The sequence below is a fragment of the Vibrio sinensis genome, assembly GCF_003605645.1.
Classification (GTDB): domain Bacteria; phylum Pseudomonadota; class Gammaproteobacteria; order Enterobacterales; family Vibrionaceae; genus Vibrio; species Vibrio sinensis.
On the sequence record NZ_QVMU01000005.1, the window covers coordinates 33,075 to 55,425 of the forward strand.

At 44.0% G+C, this 22,351-nt stretch carries 22 protein-coding genes; 7 read left to right on the plus strand and 15 right to left on the minus strand.

Translation table 11 applies throughout. From position 1 onward, the window contains the following. Positions 1 to 3: 3 nt before the first annotated feature. The 6 genes from rplW to rnr all read right to left on the minus strand — a co-directional run bounded on the left by rplW (position 4) and on the right by rnr (position 5,585). The gene (gene rplW / locus DZ860_RS07705; protein ID WP_120030353.1) at positions 4 to 306 is read right to left on the minus strand and encodes a 50S ribosomal protein L23; all 303 of its coding nucleotides are present in this window, start codon (positions 304 to 306) and stop codon (positions 4 to 6) included. Then, positions 303 to 905 (minus strand): 50S ribosomal protein L4, encoded by a 603-nt coding sequence (gene rplD, locus DZ860_RS07710; RefSeq protein WP_005597132.1) that lies wholly within the window; start codon positions 903 to 905, stop codon positions 303 to 305. The genes rplW and rplD overlap by 4 nt, the downstream gene beginning before the upstream one ends. A 16-nt stretch (positions 906 to 921) precedes the next feature. Next, complete coding sequence (gene rplC / locus DZ860_RS07715) at positions 922 to 1,551, minus strand: 50S ribosomal protein L3 (RefSeq protein ID WP_120030354.1); 630 nt, start codon at positions 1,549 to 1,551, stop codon at positions 922 to 924. A gap of 14 nt (positions 1,552 to 1,565) precedes the next feature. Continuing rightward, positions 1,566 to 1,877, minus strand: coding sequence for a 30S ribosomal protein S10 (gene rpsJ, locus DZ860_RS07720; RefSeq protein ID WP_001181007.1), 312 nt, complete (start codon positions 1,875 to 1,877; stop codon positions 1,566 to 1,568). 456 nt (positions 1,878 to 2,333) lie between these two features. Continuing rightward, entirely contained in the window at positions 2,334 to 3,077 is a 744-nt protein-coding gene (gene rlmB / locus DZ860_RS07725) for a 23S rRNA (guanosine(2251)-2'-O)-methyltransferase RlmB (protein ID WP_120030355.1), read from the minus strand. 21 nt (positions 3,078 to 3,098) lie between these two features. Then, positions 3,099 to 5,585, minus strand: coding sequence for a ribonuclease R (gene rnr, locus DZ860_RS07730; RefSeq protein ID WP_120030356.1), 2,487 nt, complete (start codon positions 5,583 to 5,585; stop codon positions 3,099 to 3,101). A 259-nt stretch (positions 5,586 to 5,844) separates the two neighbouring features. Here rnr and DZ860_RS07735 point away from each other — a divergent pair, with 259 nt between their 5' ends. Beyond that, positions 5,845 to 7,248 carry an amidohydrolase gene (locus DZ860_RS07735; protein WP_120030357.1) on the plus strand — a complete coding sequence of 468 codons (1,404 nt, stop codon included), beginning with the start codon at positions 5,845 to 5,847 and terminating at the stop codon, positions 7,246 to 7,248. Between the two features lie 78 nt (positions 7,249 to 7,326). Here DZ860_RS07735 and motX read toward each other — a convergent pair whose 3' ends face one another. The 7 genes from motX to kefG form a co-directional block, all read right to left on the minus strand. Then, positions 7,327 to 7,962, minus strand: a complete 636-nt coding sequence (gene motX / locus DZ860_RS07740) for a flagellar protein MotX (protein ID WP_120030527.1) — start codon at positions 7,960 to 7,962, stop codon at positions 7,327 to 7,329. 252 nt (positions 7,963 to 8,214) lie between these two features. Next, positions 8,215 to 9,531: an adenylosuccinate synthase gene (locus DZ860_RS07745; RefSeq protein WP_120030358.1), complete on the minus strand. Its 1,317-nt coding sequence runs from the start codon at positions 9,529 to 9,531 to the stop codon at positions 8,215 to 8,217. A 136-nt stretch (positions 9,532 to 9,667) separates the two neighbouring features. Next, complete coding sequence (locus tag DZ860_RS07750; RefSeq protein ID WP_120030359.1) at positions 9,668 to 10,609, minus strand: isoaspartyl peptidase/L-asparaginase family protein; 942 nt, start codon at positions 10,607 to 10,609, stop codon at positions 9,668 to 9,670. A gap of 155 nt (positions 10,610 to 10,764) precedes the next feature. Next, positions 10,765 to 11,343 (minus strand): peptidylprolyl isomerase, encoded by a 579-nt coding sequence (gene slyD, locus DZ860_RS07755; protein ID WP_120030360.1) that lies wholly within the window; start codon positions 11,341 to 11,343, stop codon positions 10,765 to 10,767. 87 nt (positions 11,344 to 11,430) lie between these two features. After that, positions 11,431 to 11,625: a YheV family putative zinc ribbon protein gene (locus DZ860_RS07760; protein ID WP_120030361.1), complete on the minus strand. Its 195-nt coding sequence runs from the start codon at positions 11,623 to 11,625 to the stop codon at positions 11,431 to 11,433. A 39-nt stretch (positions 11,626 to 11,664) separates the two neighbouring features. After that, a complete protein-coding gene (gene kefB / locus DZ860_RS07765; protein WP_120030362.1) occupies positions 11,665 to 13,461 on the minus strand; it encodes a glutathione-regulated potassium-efflux system protein KefB in 1,797 nt (598 codons plus the stop codon). Further along, entirely contained in the window at positions 13,461 to 14,024 is a 564-nt protein-coding gene (gene kefG, locus DZ860_RS07770) for a glutathione-regulated potassium-efflux system ancillary protein KefG (protein WP_120030363.1), read from the minus strand. Before kefG ends, kefB begins: the two co-directional genes overlap by 1 nt. A 235-nt stretch (positions 14,025 to 14,259) precedes the next feature. Between kefG and DZ860_RS07775 the strand changes: the two genes are divergently transcribed. From DZ860_RS07775 to crp, 6 genes are all read left to right on the plus strand, one after another. Beyond that, a complete protein-coding gene (locus DZ860_RS07775; protein WP_120030364.1) occupies positions 14,260 to 16,179 on the plus strand; it encodes an ABC transporter ATP-binding protein in 1,920 nt (639 codons plus the stop codon). Beyond that, on the plus strand, positions 16,179 to 16,658 hold the full coding sequence (locus tag DZ860_RS07780; protein WP_120030365.1) for a TIGR02444 family protein: 480 nt from the start codon (positions 16,179 to 16,181) through the stop codon (positions 16,656 to 16,658). The genes DZ860_RS07775 and DZ860_RS07780 overlap by 1 nt, the downstream gene beginning before the upstream one ends. A 5-nt stretch (positions 16,659 to 16,663) precedes the next feature. Then, positions 16,664 to 17,656 (plus strand): hydrolase, encoded by a 993-nt coding sequence (locus tag DZ860_RS07785; protein WP_120030366.1) that lies wholly within the window; start codon positions 16,664 to 16,666, stop codon positions 17,654 to 17,656. 53 nt (positions 17,657 to 17,709) lie between these two features. Next, a complete protein-coding gene (locus DZ860_RS07790; protein WP_120030367.1) occupies positions 17,710 to 17,922 on the plus strand; it encodes a YheU family protein in 213 nt (70 codons plus the stop codon). A gap of 217 nt (positions 17,923 to 18,139) precedes the next feature. Next, entirely contained in the window at positions 18,140 to 19,009 is an 870-nt protein-coding gene (locus DZ860_RS07795) for a phosphoribulokinase (protein WP_120030368.1), read from the plus strand. A 240-nt stretch (positions 19,010 to 19,249) separates the two neighbouring features. Further along, positions 19,250 to 19,882 carry a cAMP-activated global transcriptional regulator CRP gene (crp, locus tag DZ860_RS07800; protein ID WP_005597159.1) on the plus strand — a complete coding sequence of 211 codons (633 nt, stop codon included), beginning with the start codon at positions 19,250 to 19,252 and terminating at the stop codon, positions 19,880 to 19,882. A gap of 69 nt (positions 19,883 to 19,951) precedes the next feature. Here crp and DZ860_RS07805 read toward each other — a convergent pair whose 3' ends face one another. Together DZ860_RS07805 and astD are read right to left on the minus strand one after the other, a co-directional pair. Beyond that, on the minus strand, positions 19,952 to 20,743 hold the full coding sequence (locus DZ860_RS07805) for a DUF1338 domain-containing protein (RefSeq protein WP_120030369.1): 792 nt from the start codon (positions 20,741 to 20,743) through the stop codon (positions 19,952 to 19,954). A gap of 135 nt (positions 20,744 to 20,878) precedes the next feature. Further along, positions 20,879 to 22,336: a succinylglutamate-semialdehyde dehydrogenase gene (astD, locus tag DZ860_RS07810; RefSeq protein WP_120030370.1), complete on the minus strand. Its 1,458-nt coding sequence runs from the start codon at positions 22,334 to 22,336 to the stop codon at positions 20,879 to 20,881. Positions 22,337 to 22,351 lie beyond the last annotated feature (15 nt).

Consider the following 22,351-nt stretch of genomic DNA (forward strand, 5'->3'; position numbering starts at 1 on the left):
CTGTTATTCCGCGCCGCCAACAAAGTCAAGATCTTGACCTTCGTTCAAAGTAACGTACGCTTTCTTAACGTCGCTGCGGCGACCTTGGCGTAGACCTTGACGTTTGGTCTTACCCTTAATAATAAGAGTATTTACAGACTTAACTTCAACTTCAAATAGCTTTTCTACAGCTGCTTTGATCTCTTTCTTAGTTGCATCTTTAGCTACTTTGAAAACGATTGTGTTCGCTTTCTCTGCAGCCATAGTTGCTTTTTCAGAGATGTGCGGAGCACGTAGAACTTTTAGGATACGTTCTTCAGTGATCATGCTAGCATCTCCTCAACTTGTTTAACTGCATCAGCAGTCATTAGTACTTTGTTGAATGCAATTAGTGATACTGGGTCAATACCAGCAACATCACGTGCATCTACTTTGTACAGGTTACGAGCCGCTAAGAATAGATTCTCATCTACTTCGCCAGTTACGATTAGTACATCGTTAAGCTCAAGCTCTTTAAGCTTAGCAACTAGCTCTTTAGTTTTTGGAGCTTCTACAGAGAAGTTATCAACAACGATTAAACGCTCTTGACGAACTAGCTCAGAAAGAATGCTCTTCATAGCGCCGCGGTACATTTTCTTGTTTACTTTTTGGCTGTGATCTTGAGGTTTCGCAGCAAAAGTAACACCACCTGAACGCCAGATTGGGCTACGAATCGTACCAGCACGTGCACGGCCAGTACCTTTTTGGCGCCATGGCTTAGCGCCACCGCCAGAAACTTCTGAACGTGTTTTTTGAGCACGAGTACCTTGGCGAGCACCTGCTGCGTACGCAACAACTACTTGATGCACAAGAGCTTCGTTGAACTCACGTCCGAAAGTAGTTTCGGAAACAGTTAGTGCATCAGCACCTTTAACCATCAATTCCATTACTTACTCCTAGACGTTATGCTTTAATAGCTGGTTTAACGATCACGTTGCCGCCAACTGCGCCTGGTACTGCACCTTTAATAAGAAGCAGATTGCGCTCAGCGTCAACACGTACGATCTCTAGGTTTTGAGTCGTTACACGCTCAGCACCCATGTGACCAGCCATTTTCTTGCCTTTGAACACGCGACCTGGAGTTTGACATTGGCCAATTGAACCCGGTGCACGGTGAGACAATGAGTTACCGTGAGTCATATCTTGAGTACGGAAGTTCCAACGCTTAACAGCGCCTTGGAAGCCCTTACCTTTAGATGTACCAGTAACGTCTACTTTTTTAGTTTCGTTGAATAGTTCAACTGTTAGCTCAGCGCCAACTGCGAACTCTTCATCGTTTTCCAAACGGAATTCCCAAAGACCGCGACCAGCTTCAACACCTGCTTTAGCAAAGTGACCAGCTTCTGGTTTAGTAACGCGGTTAGCTTTCTTAGTTCCAGCTGTAACTTGGATTGCTGCGTAGCCGTCAGTCTCAAGAGATTTAACTTGAGTTACACGGTTCGCTTCAACCTCAACAACAGTTACAGGGATAGAAACGCCATCTTCAGTAAATACGCGGGTCATACCCACTTTACGACCGATTAGACCAATCATTATTCTAATCTCCCTTAACCTAGGCTAATTTGAACGTCAACGCCTGCAGCTAGGTCTAGACGCATCAGAGCATCAACAGTTTTGTCTGTTGGCTCAACGATGTCGATTAGACGTTTGTGAGTACGAATTTCGTACTGATCACGTGCATCTTTGTTAACGTGTGGAGAGATAAGAACTGTGAAACGCTCTTTACGAGTAGGTAGTGGGATTGGACCACGAACCTGTGCGCCTGTGCGCTTAGCTGTTTCAACGATTTCCGCTGTAGAAGCATCGATTAGTTTGTAATCGAACGCTTTTAGGCGGATACGGATACGTTGGTTCTGCATGAGACAGAGCTCCAATTAGTAAAAATTACACAAACAATATCGCCACTCAGACTCGCGTAAGGCGAGAGAATGCCGATTGATTTATGTGAAACCGTAGCATCCAAAATTAGGACGCATTGTCAGCTAGTAACGAATTAATAATCCCCACGTAGTCAGCAACGAATTGCTTTTGACTAAATAGTTTACCTAAAAGGAAAGAAGACTAATTGTACTAACTGCGAACATAAGCTGAGTATACATTACCGATTGTTTGATGATAAATCACTAAACAACTCGCTCCTCACCGCTCATTGGTTCACAACTGGCTTAACCAGTGCGATGCATTATACAGATCACAGTTTTACTTGCAAGGACTGTTGGAAAATTAAACGGAAAAAAAATGAGATGATTTTTGATGGGAATAATAGAGGATAAAAACATTGTTTTATCCTCTATGTTTAACTGTTACTCGCTTGTTTATTTAGCCACAATTCTTTGACGAACCGCTTCAAACAAACACACACCACACGCAACCGATACGTTCAAGCTAGATACGCTACCTGCCATTGGAATTTTGATTAGGTCATCACATGTTTCGCGAGTTAAACGACGCATGCCATCCCCTTCTGCACCCATTACGATAGCAAGAGGTCCAGTTAATTTCGCTTGATAAACATCGTGTGTCGCTTCACCCGCTGTACCAACAAACCAGATCCCCTTTTCTTGTAACGCTCGCATTGTTCTCGCAAGATTTGTTACACGAACCAGAGGAACTGTTTCTGCTGCACCACAAGCAACTTTACTTACCGTCGCATTCAATTGTGCAGATTTATCTCTAGGCACAATAACTGCAGCTACACCGGCAGCATCCGCATTACGTAGACACGCGCCCAAGTTGTGCGGGTCAGTTACACCATCAAGAACCAACAATAACGGTGCTTCATGGCTCGCGATGATATCGTCCAAGTCATTTTCGTTAAGCTGTTTAGCTGGTTTTACACGAGCAATAAGACCTTGGTGGTTTGCACCACTGGCTTTATCATCCAGAGTCTTACGCCCCATCTGTTGAATAGAAACACCACATCGTTGTAACTCATTCAAAATTGGCATTAATCGATCGTCTTGACGGCCTTTGAGCACATACGCTTCAATAAAGCGTTCAGGCTCTTTTGCTAAAACAGCTTTTACAGCATGAATGCCATAAATAAATTCATTACTCATTATTAAACCTGTTTCTCTGGTCTATTTAGTCTCATTGCTAGGCGTCGAAGTTTTGCCAGACTTGGTTTTTCTTGGTCGGCTATTTGGTTTTTTCTTACGCGCCTTTCTTACTTTTTTCGGTTTTGCTGCATCTTTTGCTTCTACTGTACCATCAGGTCGCTTAGTCGCCTCTATTGCCGGAGTGACTCGCGTTCTCGGTTTAGTCGACGATTTTGTTGAAGCTTGTTTTTTCGCTTTGGCTTTCTGCTGCGCTTCTTCTGCGCGTTTTTTCGCCGTCTTACCTTTGCCGCGTAGCTTACGGCTAGTTTCGACTAACTCAAAGTCAATTTGTTTGTCATTTAAGTTTACTGCTAAGACTTTCACTTTAACGGCATCGCCTAAGCGATAGATCGCACCAAAACTTTCACCGATAAGTCTTTGACCAACAGGATCAAATTGATAGTAGTCATTAGCTAGTGCAGAAATATGTACCAAACCGTCAATATGCAAATCTGTCAGGCGCACAAAGAAACCAAATCCGGTTACGTTGGCAATTACACCATCAAGCTCATCACCAACGTGATCTTGCATGTATTCACACTTCAGCCAATCAGACACTTCTCGAGTGGCATCGTCAGCACGACGCTCTGTTGTTGAACATTGCTCGCCGTAGAAGTCCATATCATCAAACGAATAATGATAACCACCTGTCGGAGTCCAACGGTCTTGATTCTGCCCTTTCTCTTTAGCAATAAGATATTTAATTGCACGATGAAGCAACAAGTCAGGATAACGACGAATTGGTGAGGTAAAGTGTGCATAGCGTTTTAATGCTAGGCCAAAGTGACCACAGTTATCTGCGTTATATACTGCCTGCTTCATTGAGCGCAGCAGCATTGTCTGGATCAGTTCTTTATCTTGGCGCTCACCAATCTGCTTAACTAAGTCCGCATAATCAGTCGGTGATGGCTCTAAGCCTCCACCAAGATTTAAGCCCAACTCACCAAGGAAATCACGGAACCCCTGCAAACGAAGTTCACCTGGAGTTTCATGGATTCGATACAACGCAGGCTCTTTCGCCTTTTCAACCAAAGATGCTGAAGCGATGTTGGCTAAAATCATACATTCTTCAATGATTTTATGTGCGTCGTTACGAATGACAGGTTCAATACGGTCAATCTTACGCTCGGCATTGAAGATAAATTTCGTTTCAATCGTTTCAAACTCAATCGCACCACGATTGTCACGGGCAAGTTTGAGTACTTTGTACATTTTGTGCAGTTCTTCCAAATGAGGAACTACCGCTTGATAGCGATCTCTTAGCTCTTCATCCCCCTCTAGAATCGAACCCACTTTGTTATAAGTCAAACGAGCATGAGAGTTCATTACTGCTTCATAATGCTTATAACCAGACAGTTTGCCGGTATCCGAGATGGTCATTTCACACACCATACACAGGCGATCAACCTGTGGGTTTAGTGAACACAAACCATTAGATAAAACTTCTGGCAGCATTGGCACAACTTGAGATGGGAAATAAACCGAGTTACCGCGGTTAATCGCTTCTTTGTCTAGTGCTGTATCTGGTCTTACGTAATAACTCACATCAGCAATCGCAACCCATAAACGCCAGCCGCCACTTTTCTTCGCTTCGCAAAAAACAGCGTCATCAAAGTCACGGGCATCTTCACCATCGATTGTAACTAATGGGAGATCTCGTAAGTCAACACGACCTACTTTAGCTTCTTCCGGAACTTCTTCACCTAGGCCTTCAATTTGCTTGTCGACTTCTTGTGGCCATTCATGAGGAATTTGATGTGTACGGATAGCGATTTGCGTTTCCATTCCCGGCGCCATGTTTTCGCCCAAAACTTCAACGACTTTGCCCATCATTTTACGAGAGCGAGTACCGCGATCAGTCAACTCAATCACGACGACGTTGCCCATTCGTGCACTGCCTTTGTGCTCATTAGGGATCAAGATGTCTTGACTGATACGAGAGTCATCAGCAACTACATATGAATAACCATACTCGAGGAAAAAACGGCCCACGATTTGCGATTTACGTTCTTCTAGTACGCGAACTAGGCGACCTTCGCGTCGTCCACGCTTACTGTTATCCGTTGGCTGAACTAAAACATAATCGCCATGAATAATGCTTCGCATCTGGTGATGCGGCAGCATAATGTCATTATCCTTGCCATGGCTACCATCTGGTCGAACCCAACCATGGCCATCTTTATGACCAATTACGTAGCCTTTGATCAACTCAAGTTTCTCTGGCAGTGCATAGCACTGACGGCGGGTAAAGACTAACTGACCATCTCGTTCCATCGCACGTAAGCGACGACGAAGACCCTCATAGTGTTCTTCACCTGATAATTGCAACGCTTCAAAGAGATCATTACGGTTCATTGGAACGCCCGCTTGCTCTAAGAATTCTATAATAAATTCGCGACTTGGAATTGGATTTTCGTAATTCTCCGCTTCACGTACCGCAAATGGATCGTTCTGGAGTTTATCTGACATAGGCAAGCCTACTTATAGCAAGGAAGGTATAGGGCTAGTATATCTGACTAACTGTACAAGCTACAGTTAACCTGATGGAAAAAATACAATTCCGCTGAGATTTTCACCAGTAGCTCCATTTTAATCCCAATCTAAATCACCCCGATCAAGATCACACTTTCTTGTAATTTATAAAGCAAACGATTGCAAATAAGGGAGCTTGTTGCCATATTCATCGCAATTTCCTATCCCCTCTCTTTTTATAGGTTTAGTGACAACGATGAAACGCACTTTATTAGCTACAGCTATTGCAAGCTTAGGTCTCTTTTCAACTGTTTCCAATGCAGCTGAGAAAGTCGACCTGATGATCACGGATGCTATGGTTCTAACCATGAACCAAGATAAAACCGTATACGAAAATGGTACTGTCGTGATTAAAGACAACAAGATCATTGCCGTTGGTGATGAATCTTTAGAAAAGCAATACAAAGCAAATAAAGTGCTCGACGTTGATGGCGATATCGTCATGCCTGGTCTTATTAACACACACACTCACGTATCGATGACCGTGTTTCGCTCATTGGCCGATGACGTGCCAGATCGCCTACACCGCTATATCTTCCCGTTAGAAGCTAAGTTAGTTTCGCGTGATATGGTTCGTATTGGTGCAAACCTAGGTAACGTTGAGATGCTAAAAGGCGGCGTAACCACTTATGCTGATATGTACTATTTTGAAGATGAAGTAGCAAAAACGGTCGACAAAATTGGTATGCGCGCGATCTTAGGCGAAACCATCATCAAGTTCCCTGTTGCTTCAGCAAAAAATGCTGATGCAGGTATTGATTACACGTTGAACTTCATTGAGCAATATAAAGACCATCCACGTATCACTCCTGCGTTCGCCCCACACGGTCCATACACGAACACGACTGAAACTCTACAAAAAGTAGCCAAGCTTTCTCTTGAGAAAGGTGTACCAGTAATGATGCACCTTGCAGAATCAGACCGTGAACAACAAGTGATTGCTGAGCGTTCAAACGGCCTATCGCCTGTCGCTTATATGGAAAGCATTGGTGCATTGAACAAAAATCTGGTCGGTGCGCACATGATTTTGGTTGATGATAATGACATCGAGCTAGTGAAAAAATCAGATATGGGTGTGGCACACAACATGAGTGCAAACATCAAATCTGCAAAAGGCGTTTCACCTGCACTGCAAATGTATGATGAGGACGTTCGTATTGGTCTAGGTACTGATGGCCCAATGTCAGGTAATACACTAAGCACTATCGATGAATTCAACCAAGTAGCCAAAGTTCATAAGCTAGTGAATAAAGACCGCGCAGCGATGCCACCATTAAAAGTCATTGATATGGCAACAATGGGCGCAGCTAAAGCACTACACATGGAAGATAAGATTGGTTCTCTGGAAGTTGGAAAACTGGCGGACATTATCGTTATCGATACCAAAGCGCCAAACATGGTTCCAGTTTATAACCCATACTCGGCACTCGTGTACTCTGCAAACTCAGCGAACGTTCGTCACTCTATTGTTGATGGTAAATTGCTAATGAAAGATCGCCAGATCCTGACCGTCGACGAAGAACAAATCCGTAAGGAAGCGCTAGCGTTTACTGATGTAGTTCGCCAAACCGTTATTGAATCAGGTGAAGTCGTTCAATAATTGAAAGCGTGACTCGTAAAAAAGCCCACTGATGTGGGCTTTTTTGTATCTGAATAAATCGAATGAAAAGTGCGTTTTTTACCAGAACGTTTCTCGGCGTTTGGCTCGAGCAATAATATTATCAGGCATACGCAGCTCTAAACCTGTTCTTAGGCGAGTAATACGTTTGTGCTGACGCTGATCGGCCGTGGCGGAGTTATACAGCCAACGATATGCATCTTCGTAATCAAGTGGGCTACCGTAATCACGTAATAAAAGTTCAGCTAGGTGAATCCTTGCATTCAAATTCCCCATCGAGGCAGCTTCACGCAAGTAAGGAATTGCTCGCTCTTTATCTTGTTGCACAAGAGTCCCACGAGAGTAATAACGTCCCAATTGCTCTAGTGCTGTCGGTAAACCTTGATGTGCGGCATTTTCCATATAGTAAAGACCAAGCTCTACGTCTTGCTCCACACAAACCCCCCATGCAAGCATGTCACCATATAAAAACTCATAAGACGGCAAACTGATACGGGTCGCTCGCGCCACTATATCTTCCACCAACTGGCAGTTATCCGATTTAACTCGTTCTAAATGCTTGTTTTCTTCTATCAGTTTTATCAGTTCAGTTTCGCTATAAATGGGCACAGGTTCTCCAATGTTCACCTGGGCGGCATAACTTAAGCTTGAGCTTAATGCCAAACATAACGACACTGCTACTGTTCGTAGCTTCATATCTGCACTCTTCATTGATTCCGATAACAACAAACGGGCAAGGCAATACGCCTAACCTAATCATGCTGCTTAAAATGGTTATCGGCAATTCATCCAAAGCCTTTAGACAATTTTTGCCATCGAGTGGCAATTTTTTGCCACAACGGATGAGTTATTCAGCATAGCACCAATATGTACTTTCAATGATTCAGATACAAAAAAGCCGACACTCAATGTCGGCTTTCAATTTATCTAGTACGAAACATTAAACGATTAAACGTTGAATGGGTGAACTTTGATAATAGTCTCGTTACGATCTGGACCAGTTGAGATGATATCAACTGGAACGCCAGTTAGTTCTTCAATACGCTTGATGTAATCTAGAGCAGCTTGTGGAAGCGCATCGATAGATTTAGCACCGAATGTATTTTCAGACCAACCAGGCATAGTTTCGTAAATTGGCGTTACTTTTTCGTAAGCGTCAGCAGCCATTGGCGAAACTTCTAGAACAGAACCATCTTCCATCTTGTAACCAGTACAGATTTTTAGCTCTTCTAGACCATCTAGTACATCAAGCTTAGTTAGGCAGAAACCAGTAACAGAGTTGATTTGGATCGCGCGACGCATAGCGACAGCATCGAACCAACCAGTACGACGTAGACGACCCGTTGTTGCGCCAAACTCGTGACCAACTGTACCTAGGTGCTTACCAACTGGATCTTGCTTTTCAAGACCATCGTAAAGTTCTGTTGGGAATGGACCTGCACCTACACGTGTGCAGTATGCTTTCGCGATACCTAGAATGTAACCTAGGTGACGAGGACCAAAACCAGAACCTGCAGCAACACCACCAGCAGTCGTGTTAGAAGACGTTACGTATGGGTAAGTACCGTGGTCGATATCAAGCAGTGTACCTTGCGCGCCTTCGAACATGATTTTATCGCCGCGCTTACGTGCTGCATCTAGTTCGTCAGTTACGTCGATAACCATTGAAGTTAGTAGATCAGCATAGCCTTTCGCTTGCTCAAGTACTTCTTCGTAGCTTACTTCTTCTGCTTTGTAGTAGTTCACTAGAGCGAAGTTATGGTATTCCATTACTTCTTTTAGCTTCTCTGCGAATGATTCCATGTCGAATAGGTCGCCAACGCGTAGACCGCGACGAGCAACTTTATCTTCGTAAGCAGGACCGATACCACGACCAGTCGTACCGATGGCTTTTTTACCGCGAGCGATTTCGCGCGCTTGGTCTAAAGCAACATGGTAAGGAAGAATTAGAGGACATGCTTCAGAAATGAAAAGACTGTCACGTACTGCAATGCCGCGCTCTTCAAGAGGCTTCATTTCTTTGATTAATGCGTCAGGTGATAGCACTACACCGTTGCCGATAATGCATTTCACATTCTTGCGAAGGATACCTGATGGAATTAAGTGAAGAACGGTTTTTTCACCGTCGATTACAAGAGTGTGACCTGCATTGTGACCGCCTTGGTAGCGAACCACATATTTTGCATCTTCAGTTAAAAGGTCTACGATTTTACCTTTACCTTCGTCACCCCATTGGGTGCCTAGAACGATTACGTTATTTCCCATCTTTCCAGTTCTGTTGCTAGTTAAAAAAGGATTCTAGCACCGAATTACTCTCCTTGCAGTCATTTTTTGGTCACACTATTTAAGGTTCAGCATTAACCATTGCTGCACTTTTATCCGTTAGTCGATTGTTAGCTTTTTATTCATCTGCATAAATTTTTACACTGACATTCCCATCAAGATCGATACTCGCTCTATACATCCCCAAACTATTCATAGAAAAATGTATCTCACCTTTATCATTAATCGCGATTAAACCACCCTCACCACCAATGTTTTTTAACTCGCCATGAATCACTGAATCACAAGCCACGTTAATCTCTTCATTTAAATAACGCATACGTGCTGCAACATCGCTTGCCACTGTATGTCGAATAAAAGCCTCACCCATTCCAGTCGTTGAAATTGCGACGTTATTATTTTCTGCGAATGTTCCCGCTCCAATCACGGCGGAATCCCCTACCCGCCCATATTTTTTATTCGTCACTCCTCCCGTACTGGTGGCTGCAGCTAAGTTACCTGATTGATCCAGTGCCACCGAACCAACCGTGCCAAACTTCTTATCATCAGGATACGATGACTCTGAGAGAGCAAATAACCCTTTCTCTTTCATTGACTGTAATTGTTCATAGCGGCGATCAGTAAAGAAATAGTCTTGTTCGGTATAGGTATGACCTTGTTCAAACGCAAACTCTTCCGCGCCATCACCGACTAGAAAAACATGCTGACTATGTTTCAATACATCTCGAGCGAGTGTAATTGGGTTCTTGATATGGCGAACACCCGCGATAGCTCCGACTTGCTTCTGATCGCCAAACATAACTGACGCGTCCATTTCGACCATCTCTTTATGAGTTAACACCGAACCGCATCCAGCGTTAAAGTGAGGTGAATTTTCAAGATGGGTGACGGCAACAACGACAGCTTCTAATGCATCCCCACCTTGCTTTAACACTTGATAGCCAGCACAGACAGCCGTTTCAAGCGCCGAAACGATTTGTTGATGATGAGTCTCAGTCATTTGACTCGATAATATAGTTCCAGCTCCACCATGTATGGCAATAGCAAAAGGCTTAGTCATTTGTCTCTCCGGAAATAGTGTCGCCTTGATACGGTTTAGGGGCGATCTCGTTTGAATAGCAGGTACAAAAAAGGCGTTGAGTGTCTACCATTCAACGCCTTCTTTATATCGATACACTGCTCATCTAGACAAGAGCAGCGTTCGTGCAGTCTCGATTAGTGAGAACCACAACCGCCGCCACCGCAGCATTCGTGATCATCGCCTTTCTCTTCGCCACCACAACAGCCACCTTCGTGGTCATGGTCGTGATCGTGGCCACCGCAACAGCCGCCACCTTGGTGGATGTGGCCATGTGCAATTTCTTCTTCAGTTGCTTCACGTACAGCGACAACTTCAACAACGAAAGTTAGAGTTTGACCAGCAAGCATGTGGTTACCATCAACAACAACTTCGTCGCCGTCAACTTCAGTAATTTCTACTGGGATTTGACCTTGGTCTGTATCCGCTAGGAAACGCATACCGACTTCAATTTGATCAACACCTTGGAATACGTTAGCAGGAACACGTTGAACAAGTTCATCGTTGTGTTCGCCGTATGCATCTTCAGGAGCAACAGTTACTTCGAACTTGTCGCCAGCGACTTTACCTTCTAGCGCATTTTCAAGGCCAGTGATTAGGTTGTTGTTACCGTGTAGGTAATCTAGTGGAGCGTCTGCTGTTGATTGATCAACAACTGCATCTTCAACTTTTAGTTGGTACGCTAGGCTTACGACTACGTTCTTTTCAATTTTCATAATTGCTCCAAGGCGATTAGTTCCCCATATCGACGGGGGAATAAAACAATAACCTTGGTATTATGGGGATGAATTCAAGAAACTCAATCAATCTGGTTTAAAAATGCCGATCATTTGTTCGCTCTCATGTTCTGTCTTTTCGACTCCCTGGGGCGTTCGTTGATCTTGGTGATTACAATCAACACACTCAACCAACTCAATATTGTTCTCAATCCACCAACGTAATGTGTCCTGCTTTTGACATGCTGGGCACTGAGCTCCTGCTATAAATCTTTTTTTCATGTTCGTCTCACTAGGTACCCTAACTTGAGTTAGGTAAAGCTAATCCCAATATTTTTTCGATTGTTTGTCGTCTTCAATCTCACGATCAAAAATCTCTTCCAACTCTTTACGTGCTTCTTTCGCTCGCAGTGCCAATTGCTTATCTTCATTATGCTGAGGCAATAATTCTTTCAACATAGCATTATCTATCTTACGAAAATGCGCTTCGGCTCGCTTTGCTTGATAAGGGTGCATTCCTAACTCCACCAGCGTCTGTCGACCTAAGTCGAGAGCTCCCAAAAACGTCTCGCGTGAATAGTTGTCTACACCATGGCTAAGTAATTGATAAGCTTCCACTCGACTTCGTGCCCTTGCGAGAAGCTTCAACTGTGGGAAATGTTGCTTACACAGATCTACAATACACATCACCTCATCCGGCGAATCTGTACAGATGACGAGAGCTTCTGCTTTATCCGCTCCAGCTGCACGCAATAAATCGAGTTGGGTAGCATCACCATAAAAGACTTTGTAGCCATACTTCCTTAGTAGTTTTATTTGGCTAGCATCGCTTTCTAATACCGTGAGTTTTATTTTATTGGCGTACATCAAACGGCCAACAATCTGACCAAAACGTCCAAAGCCTGCAATAATGACCCTTGGCTCTTTATCAATGACGTCCATCTCAAGATTTTGCTCATCGTCATCATTGAGGTCTTTAGCATACCAACGTTTCTGTAGCATAAGGATTAAAGGTGTTGTCACCATAGATAAGCTGACAACAACCAAAAGAAATGAGGTTTGTTCCGGAGTTAATAACCCTTGTGCGGAGGCTGCAGTAAAAATAACAAACGCAAACTCCCCCCCTTGGCTTAGTATCGCCGCCATTTTACTACGAGCCTTAGCACGGCTTCCGGAAACACGAGCTAGAAAATAGAGAATGAGTCCTTTGATGCTAATTAATACCATGACGTAAAATAGAATTTTAACTGGGTGGAGCGCCAGCAAGCCTAAGTTGACGGCCATGCCTACTGCGATAAAAAACAGCCCCAGCAGCAATCCTTTAAAAGGTTCAATGGCAATTTCTAATTCATGACGGTATTCACTTTCAGCTAATAACACCCCGGCCAAGAAAGCACCCAATGCCATAGAAAGTCCGAGCTGTTTCATGATCAAAGCGATACCAATCACCAACAGCAAAGCTGCTACGGTAAATAATTCACGAACACCACTTGTCACTACATAGCGAAATAACGGACGCAACAGAAAGTGCCCGCCAACCAGCAGGCCTGCAACCCCCCCGATCATCCAAAGAGCATCTAACCAATTACCGCTTGTATTTCCGGCTAATATAGGCAGAACAGCTAACATCGGAATCACAGCAATATCTTGAAATAACAACACAGCAAAGCCAGATTCACCCGCTTCACTACCAGCTAATCCCTGTTCTTCTATTACTTTAAGTGCTATTGCCGTAGAAGAGAGAGCCAAGCCCATACCTATCACTAGACTGGTTTGCCAAGTTAAACCAGAAAAATGAGCGATCCCAGCTAACGTTACAGTGGTGAGTATGACTTGCGCTCCCCCTAAGCCAAGGATTGGGCCTTTCATTTGTAGCAATTTACTAGGGTTCAGCTCTAAACCAATCAAGAACAACAGCAAGACCACACCAAATTCAGCAAAGTGCAAAATGGCTTCAACATCACTGATTAGCCCCAACCCCCATGGACCAATCGCAACACCCGCAAGTAAGTAGCCTAAAACCGAACCCAGTCCAAGTCGTTGAGCTAGTGGTACCGCAATAACAGCGGCAGCAAGAAAAATGGCACTGCTTTGTAAGAAATCATTTTCTAAAGCCATTAGCTAACCTCCATACTGGCAAGAGGATTCATTAACCACTGATAATATTGATGGGCATGTTGATGACGCTCACTATCCGACACATTACGCGCCCAATACAGCACCAAAGGATCAAACCAGCTCATTCGGCAAAGTGCCGCCGTTAGTTCGAAAGGTTGCAAGATTTGATCAAGAGGATATTTATTATAACCCTCAGACCCAAAAGCATCCCTATTGCCGCCAGTTGTAATCACACTGCGCCATACCTTGCCTTGCAACGCATTACCATCACCAAATGCAAATCCTTTCCCTAGAACTCGATCCAACCACTCTTTTAGTAATGCAGGACAGGAGTACATATAAAGTGGGTGCTGAAAAACAATCACATCATGCTTTAGTAGACGTTGACGCTCGGCATTTACATCGATAAAAAAATCTGGGTAGTGGGCATAAAGATCATGCACCGTGACATGCTCTAGTGATTCGATCTTATTGATCAAGGTTTGATTCGCGACCGAACTTTGAGATTCTGGGTGGGCATAAATAACCAACACTTGGGGTTTAGTCGAGGCAAACATCGTCATCCGTGAGCTCATTCCTTTGGGTTCTAAAAAGTAAAAAAATGCTGTTTGTTTTTCGTTATCAGTTTGTTATACGCACTTGAGAAGCATAACACAATAACCCTCAATCGAGTGGAATCTCCTTTAACCGATGACAGAAATAGACATACCCATGACTCGTAACGAGCTTCTTACGAGAAGTTGGGTATAATATCGCCTCACCCATTTGATGTGTCACCACCACTAAAATACTGAAACTATGATTACCTTTTCTGATATCCAACTACTGCGCGGCGGCAAACCGCTTTTAGAGCAAACCTCAGCCACTATCCATCCGGGCGACAAAGTCGGTTTGGTCGGAAAAAATGGCTGCGGTAAATCCACGTTATTCGCTTTGATTAAGGATGAACTCTCCATCGATGCTGGTAACTTTAGCAAGCCAGCACACTGGGAACTCGCTTGGGTAGCTCAAGAAACTCCAGCACTGGATCGTAGCGCAATCGAATATGTTATTGATGGTGACCGTGAATACCGCGATTTAGAACGCCGTCTAGTCGAAGCTGAAAATGCCGACAATGGCAATTTGGTTGCCGAATTACATGGCAAAATTGAAACTATCGGTGGTTATAGTATTCGCGCCCGTACCGCAGAACTACTTGATGGCTTAGGTTTTTCCCAAGAACAGATGAGTTGGAGCCTGACACAGTTTTCAGGTGGTTGGCGTATGCGTCTTAACTTAGCTCAAGCCTTATTATGTCGCTCTGATCTATTGCTACTCGATGAACCAACGAACCACTTAGATTTAGATGCGGTTATGTGGCTTGAACGTTGGCTGCAAAACTACCCTGGTACGTTAGTTCTAATCTCTCACGACCGTGATTTCCTAGATCCAATTATTGGACGTATCATTCACGTTGAGAACCAGCAGTTAAATGAATACACCGGCAACTACTCTTCATTTGAAACACAACGCGCTCAAAAGTTAATTCTGCAACAAGCAATGTACCAGAAGCAGCAAAAGCACATGGCACATATGCAGAGCTATATTGACCGTTTCCGTTATAAAGCATCAAAAGCACGCCAGGCCCAAAGCCGTATTAAGGCACTTGAAAAAATGGAACAGGTACTACCTGCTCAATTTGATAACCCATTTAGCTTTGAGTTCCGTGAACCTGATGCACTACCAAATCCGATCATGATGATGGATGAAGTATCTGCAGGCTATGGTGATAATCTGATCCTAGAGAAGATTCGCCTTAATCTTGTTCCTGGCAGTCGTATTGGTTTGCTTGGTCGTAACGGCGCGGGTAAATCAACGCTAATCAAATTACTCTCTGGAGAATTAACACCGCAAAGCGGCGAGTTGACTTATTCACAGGGCGTAAAAATTGGTTACTTTGCTCAGCATCAACTCGAAACATTGCACCCGGAAGAAACACCACTGCAGCATATGATGCAGATTGCGCCTAAGCACACAGAACAACAATTGCGTGATTATTTGGGTAGCTTTGGTTTTCAAGGGGATAAAGCCCTAGAAAAAGTGGCGCCATTCTCTGGTGGTGAAAAAGCTCGCCTCGTATTAGCACTCGTTGTATGGCAAAAACCTAACTTGCTATTACTCGATGAACCAACCAACCACTTGGATTTAGACATGCGCCAAGCCCTGACGTTTGCACTGCAAACATTTGAGGGTGCGATGGTCATTGTCTCGCACGACCGCTACTTACTCCGAGCCACCACAGATGATCTTTACCTTGTACATGATCGCCAAGTTGCGCCTTTCGATGGTGATCTCAGTGACTACTACAAGTGGTTAACTGATCAGCAAAAAGCTGAACGTCGTGAAGCTCAAGCAGATCAACCAGAAAAAAATAGTGCCAATAGCGCCGCGGCCAAAAAAGAACAAAAACGCAGAGATGCGGAGTTTAGAAAACAAACTGCACCAATTCGAAAAGAGATCACACGCCTCGAAAACCAGATGGACAAAATCAGCCAAGCACTGAGCGAAGCAGAAGAGCAATTGTCAGATATATCACTGTATGAGGCGGAAAATAAGGCTAAACTTACTCAAGTCCTAGCTTCTCAAGCCACGAATAAGACAGCACTGGAAGAAGTCGAGCTTGAATGGATGGGGCATCAAGAAACTCTTGAAGAAATGGAAATGGAGTTTAACCAATAATGACCAAACAGCACGCCTCACTTTTACTCACCACTGCACAATTATGGCAATTTAGTCTTAATTACTATGGTATTAGAGAAGTAAAAACGGCGTGCTTAAATTTGCAAAACCAGTTCAATGGTAACGTCAATTTATTGCTGCTTTTAGTATGGCTCGATCAACATCAATTAACTATTCAAGCAGAAGATTGGGTAAGTATAGAAAACACATTAGATCATTCGGAAAGCCTATTACTGCCTTACCGAGAGCTAAGAAGAAAACTCAAGAATCACGTATCAGAACCGCTTTATCGAGAAGCCTTAGAATTTGAACTGCAATTAGAACAACGACAACAATCCGATCTTGTTGAGCACATCAACACACTCACGTTATACCGCGCCACTGAAAAGCCCCTCACGCAACAGTACTGCCTTAAATTAGGCTGTGAACATCTATTTACCTCGTTTGAAACGAGTGCTGAACAACTAAAAATGAAGTAGACATCATGACCCAATTCGTTGCTGCAACCGGACTGAATAACCCTCATTTGCAAACACTAACGCCTCGACTCATTCGTAAAAAAGCGCTATTCACTCCTGTGTGGCAGACACTCAACACGCATGATGGTGATTTTCTTGATCTCGCTTGGTCAGAAGATTGGCAAACAGAGCAAGCAAATGACAAACCCATCTTTGTCTTATTCCATGGTTTGGAGGGTAGCTTTTATAGTCCGTATGCGAATGGTTTGATGAACGCCTTTGCTCAATCTGGGTGGTTATCCGTTATGATGCATTTTCGCGGCTGTAGCGGAAAACCCAATAAACTCGCTCGAGCCTATCATTCAGGCGAAATTGAAGATGCTCGACTATTCTTATCGCATCTCGATACGTTATTCCCAAACCAACCTAAAGTTGCCGTGGGGATTTCACTCGGCGGTAACATGCTCGCGAATTACTTAGCAACATATGCAGATGACCCTTTGCTTACCGCAGCCACCTTGGTTTCCGCTCCGTTAGATTTAGCGGCTTGCTCTGAGCGAATAGAAAAAGGATTTTCAAAACTCTATAAAAGCTACTTATTGCGCTCATTAAAAAATAGCGCGTTACATAAGCACCACCTATTAGAGGGAAAACTCGGTCTTTCGCTCAATCACATAAAACAAGTCCGACGCCTCTATGAGTTTGACGACTTAATTACAGCGCCACTGCATGGTTTTAGAGATGCTGAGGATTACTACCAACGCTGCTCTGGAATTCATCGTCTCAATGAAATTCGTCTGCCGACGCAGATCATTCATGCCAAAGATGATCCGTTTATGACTGATGCCGTGATCCCAAAGTTTATCTTGCCAGATAACATTGATTACCGATTATTTGATCAAGGTGGTCATGTCGGTTTCCTATCAGGCCATGCTCTAAAACCGCGTTTTTGGTTAGAAGAAGCCTTACCTGCCTACTATGAAAGTATCGCTAAATACTATCTTCAAACTGTCTCTTGATGACAATTACAGTAGAATACCGCTATTCAAAATCATAAAAAAACGAGGTATTTATGATTATCCCTTGGCAAGACATTGCACCAGACACGCTAGATAACCTTATTCGCGAATTTGTGTTACGTGAAGGTACTGATTACGGTTCAGTAGAGGTTTCATTGCAAGATAAAGTCGATCAGGTGAAACATAAGCTAGCATCGGGGGAAGCCACCGTTGTCTACTCTGAGCTTCATGAAACCGTCGATATTCAACTCAAACGTCAGTTCTAGCACGTTCCCAAACAGCAAACGGTGATTATTTATACCAGCATGTTATATTGCTGTAGCCTAACCAACATCGTTAGGTTATGACCTGTAAGTTGTGAATAACACAACTCACTCAGCAATGAATCATGTTAGGTTTACCTAGTCATCGTCATTTGCCTGACACAGGCCATACCTATATCACTCGGCATTACAGGTAAGTAATCCTAAGACAAGGTTTGTCATGTCAGCTAAACATCCAATTATCGCCGTGACTGGCTCGTCCGGAGCCGGAACGACCACCACCTCAGAAGCCTTTCGCAAAATGTTCAATATGATGAACATCAAGCCTGCATGGGTTGAGGGAGACAGTTTCCACCAATTTACTCGTCCTGAAATGGATGTGGAAATCCGTAAGGCGCGCGAACAAGGACGCCACATTAGTTACTTTGGCCCACAAGCCAACGATTTCACCGCCCTAGAAAGTTTTTTCAAAACATTCGGTCATGATGGAACCGGGAAAATCCGCCGTTACTTACATACTTTTGATGAAGCGGTTCCGTACAACCAAATGCCCGGCACCTTTACTCCGTGGCAAGAATTGCCTGCCGATAGTGATGTTCTGTTTTACGAGGGTTTACACGGAGGTGTCGTTGATGGCGATGTGAATGTCGCACGACATGTCGATTTTCTGATTGGAATGGTACCGATTGTAAACTTAGAGTGGATTCAGAAATTTGTTCGTGATACCCGCGATCGTGGCCACTCTCGAGAAGCCGTAATGGATTCGATTGTTCGCTCAATGGATGATTATTTAAATTACATTACCCCTCAGTTTTCTCGTACTCATATCAACTTTCAGCGCGTTCCTACCGTCGATACTTCAAACCCGCTCAATGCGAAAGGTATCCCCAGTCTCGATGAGAGCTTCGTAGTTATTCGATTAAGAGGCATCAAAAACGTCGATTTCCCTTATTTGCTGGCGATGATTGATGGCTCATTTATGTCGCGTCATAATACGATTGTCGTACCCGGGGGAAAAATGAGTTTCGCTATGGAACTGATCGTTCGACCGATACTTCAACAGTTGATTGAAACTGGAAAAATTGGTTAGTGGCTGCGCCTAAAACACGATTACTTTTCATACCGTGATCATGTGCACGTTTTAATAATCAAAATCCTTTACTCGACCCGATTAAAATCAAGAAATCGTTTGAGAAAAAGGATACTATTTGTAGCGAAACACAAGTTGGCTTGCAGCACAAATAATGTGCTCTTATCCGAGCAAGCTTGATAATAGCTTGGCTATATCATGGAAAGCGACAAGCGTACCCTGCAGAGGAAGTGAGATATTATGGTTCTAGGTAAACCTCAAACCGACCCAACATTAGAATGGTTCCTTTCACACTGTCATATTCATAAGTACCCATCAAAAAGCACGCTAATTCATGCGGGCGAAAAAGCTGAAACTTTGTATTACATCGTTAAAGGTTCAGTTGCAGTACTTATCAAAGACGAAGAAGGTAAGGAGATGATTCTATCTTACCTAAACCAAGGTGATTTCATCGGTGAACTAGGTCTATTCGAAGAAGACCAAGAGCGTACCGCTTGGGTTCGCGCTAAATCTCCTTGCGAAGTTGCGGAAATCTCGTTCAAGAAATTCCGTCAGCTGATTCAAGTTAATCCTGATATCCTAATGCGTCTATCTTCTCAAATGGCTCGCCGTTTACAGGTAACCAGCCAAAAAGTTGGTGACCTAGCATTCCTAGACGTAACAGGCCGTATTGCTCAAACGCTACTTAACCTAGCGAAGCAACCTGATGCGATGACTCACCCTGATGGGATGCAGATCAAGATCACTCGTCAAGAAATCGGTCAAATCGTGGGTTGTTCTCGCGAAACGGTTGGTCGTATCTTGAAGATGCTAGAAGAACAGAACTTAATTTCTGCTCACGGCAAAACGATCGTTGTCTACGGTACTCGCTAATTCTTTGGGAATAAGCAATTACTGTTCAAAAGCCACCTTAACGGTGGCTTTTTTGTTTTCAGTTAAAGCTTAACTGTCCGTACTTTCGAAAATCTTATCTGCCGAAGCGGCCACAAATCCTGGGTATAACTCACCATCTGTCATCGCATAACGCTTAGCAAACTCGTAAAAACCACCGGGAATAACTTTAGTCCCCTCCGAGAATATGACTTCCACTTTATCTGCCATCGTCGAAGACTGTTCAAGTAACACCTCGGGAGAACCTTTCACTTCACCACCTGATTGGTTGATATCAAAGCCATTTAGTTTTAAATAGTCATTCACTTGTTGTACTTGCTCAAATTGATTGAGCTGATTAACACTGACGGTGAAATGATTCGCGCCATACCCATGAGCGGCAAGCCAAGCGGCATATTCACTCTCTTTTGAAAGCAATGCATATTGCTCATAGCTCAATTGCCATGGGCGACCTTGGTAAAGAAAGCGACTATCAGAAAAATCCGTTTCAGCCACTTGTGTAATAAGACCCTTTACTATGCCTTGCAGTGTTTCTGAACACTCATCAACTTTCAACTCACTGATGAACACCTTCGGTTGCTTCGGATCTGGGTGCTCAAAATGCTTCGCCACCAACTTTTTACTCTCAAAAAGATAATCGCCAGCCTCACGATATCCTAATTCAATAAATGGCTTTGCTAATGTCGCGAGATTAACTGGCGCAATATTGAAGGTGCGAAGTGCAATATGATCATTTATCAAGGCTTCGTCCTCTTGGAGCAACTGGTGGACATTTCTTGCTGATGGGCACAATCGGTCAATGTAATCGCCCCAAAGTGAGTGAAATAGTGCTTCTGGCGTCATAACGCCTCCTTGCATTGGCTATCGGTGTGTATCAATTCCATATAAACGCGTTAACGTTGAAGTGACTTTCAAAATTAATATTTCGTCAGCCACTTCTAATGTTGTTCGAACTTTCGTTGATGCTCGAACAGGGAGTTAGAGATCTAAACCCGGACTCAATGTGGCCGGCAATACCGTTTCTTGCCCTTCCATCGACGCCATAGGGTAAGCGCAGTAGTCTGCAGCGTAATAAGCACTCGGGCGTAAATTACCAGAAGCACCAGGACCGCCAAATGGTGCATCACCACTCGCTCCCGTTAGTTGTCGGTTTCGATTTACAATCCCAGCACGAATGTACTCAACAAAATAGTCCCACTCACTATCATCAGTAGAGACAAGTCCTGCCGATAAACCAAAGCGGGTATTGTTAGCCAGTTCAACCGCTTGTTCTAAATCACGATAACGAATGACTTGAAGTAAAGGCCCAAAGTATTCTTCATCAGGCAGATGAGTAACGTTCGTTACATCGATAATACCCGGAGAGACAAATGCGGCTTTCCCTGCTTGCGCTTCAAGTAACGAATTAGCACCAAGACGCTGCAGATTAGCTTGCGCTTCTAGAATAAAGTTGGCGGCTGCTTTGGATATTTGTGGGCCCATAAACGGAGCGGGCTCTGCAAAAGGTTGATCAACACGAATCTTCTTTGTCGCCTCAACGAGAGCCTCGACAAGCTCATCGCCTTTGAGGCCAATTGGAACATAGAGACGGCGAGCACAAGTACAACGTTGCCCTGCACTAATGAATGCTGATTGAATAATGGTGTACACGGTAGCATCAAGTTGACCGTATTGTTCAGAAATCACCATCGGGTTATTGCCACCCATCTCTAACGCCAACATCTTCTCTGGCTGTCCGGCAAATTGGCGATGCAGAATATGCCCAGTATTGGCACTTCCGGTAAATAGCAAACCATCGATACCTTTAGAGTTAGCTAAAGCAACACCAGTTTCTTTCGCCCCTTGAACGAGGTTAATAACACCGGATGGCAAGCCTGCTTTTTGCCATAGCTTCATGACCAACTCGCCGGTAAGCGGCGTCTGCTCAGATGGTTTAAATACCACGGTATTCCCCGCCAATAACGCTGGCACAATATGGCCATTAGGTAAGTGACCGGGGAAATTATACGGACCGAATACGGCTAACACCCCAAGAGGTCGATGGCGGAGAACGATTTGATTACCTGCAACTTCTCGAACCGCTTCTCCCGTACGTTCATGATAAGCACGAATTGATATGGCAATCTTCCCAGCCATCGCTCCGGCTTCCGTTCGAGTTTCCCATAGCGGCTTACCCGTTTCCTGAGCAATCACGACAGCAATCTCTTCGCTATGCGCTTTAACTTCATCGGCAAAAGCTAAGATGACTTTCTCTCGCTGAGAAAAATTGAGTTTCTTCCAAACCATCAAAGCTTCACGCGCCGCAGCAACAGCTGAATCCACTTGTTCTGGTGTGGCACTATTACCACGCCAGATCACTTCATCATCGTAAGGGCTAAGCGAAGACATAGCCTCACCTTGTCCTTGTACCCAATCACCTGCAATCCAATGTGTCATTTCGAGTCCATCCTT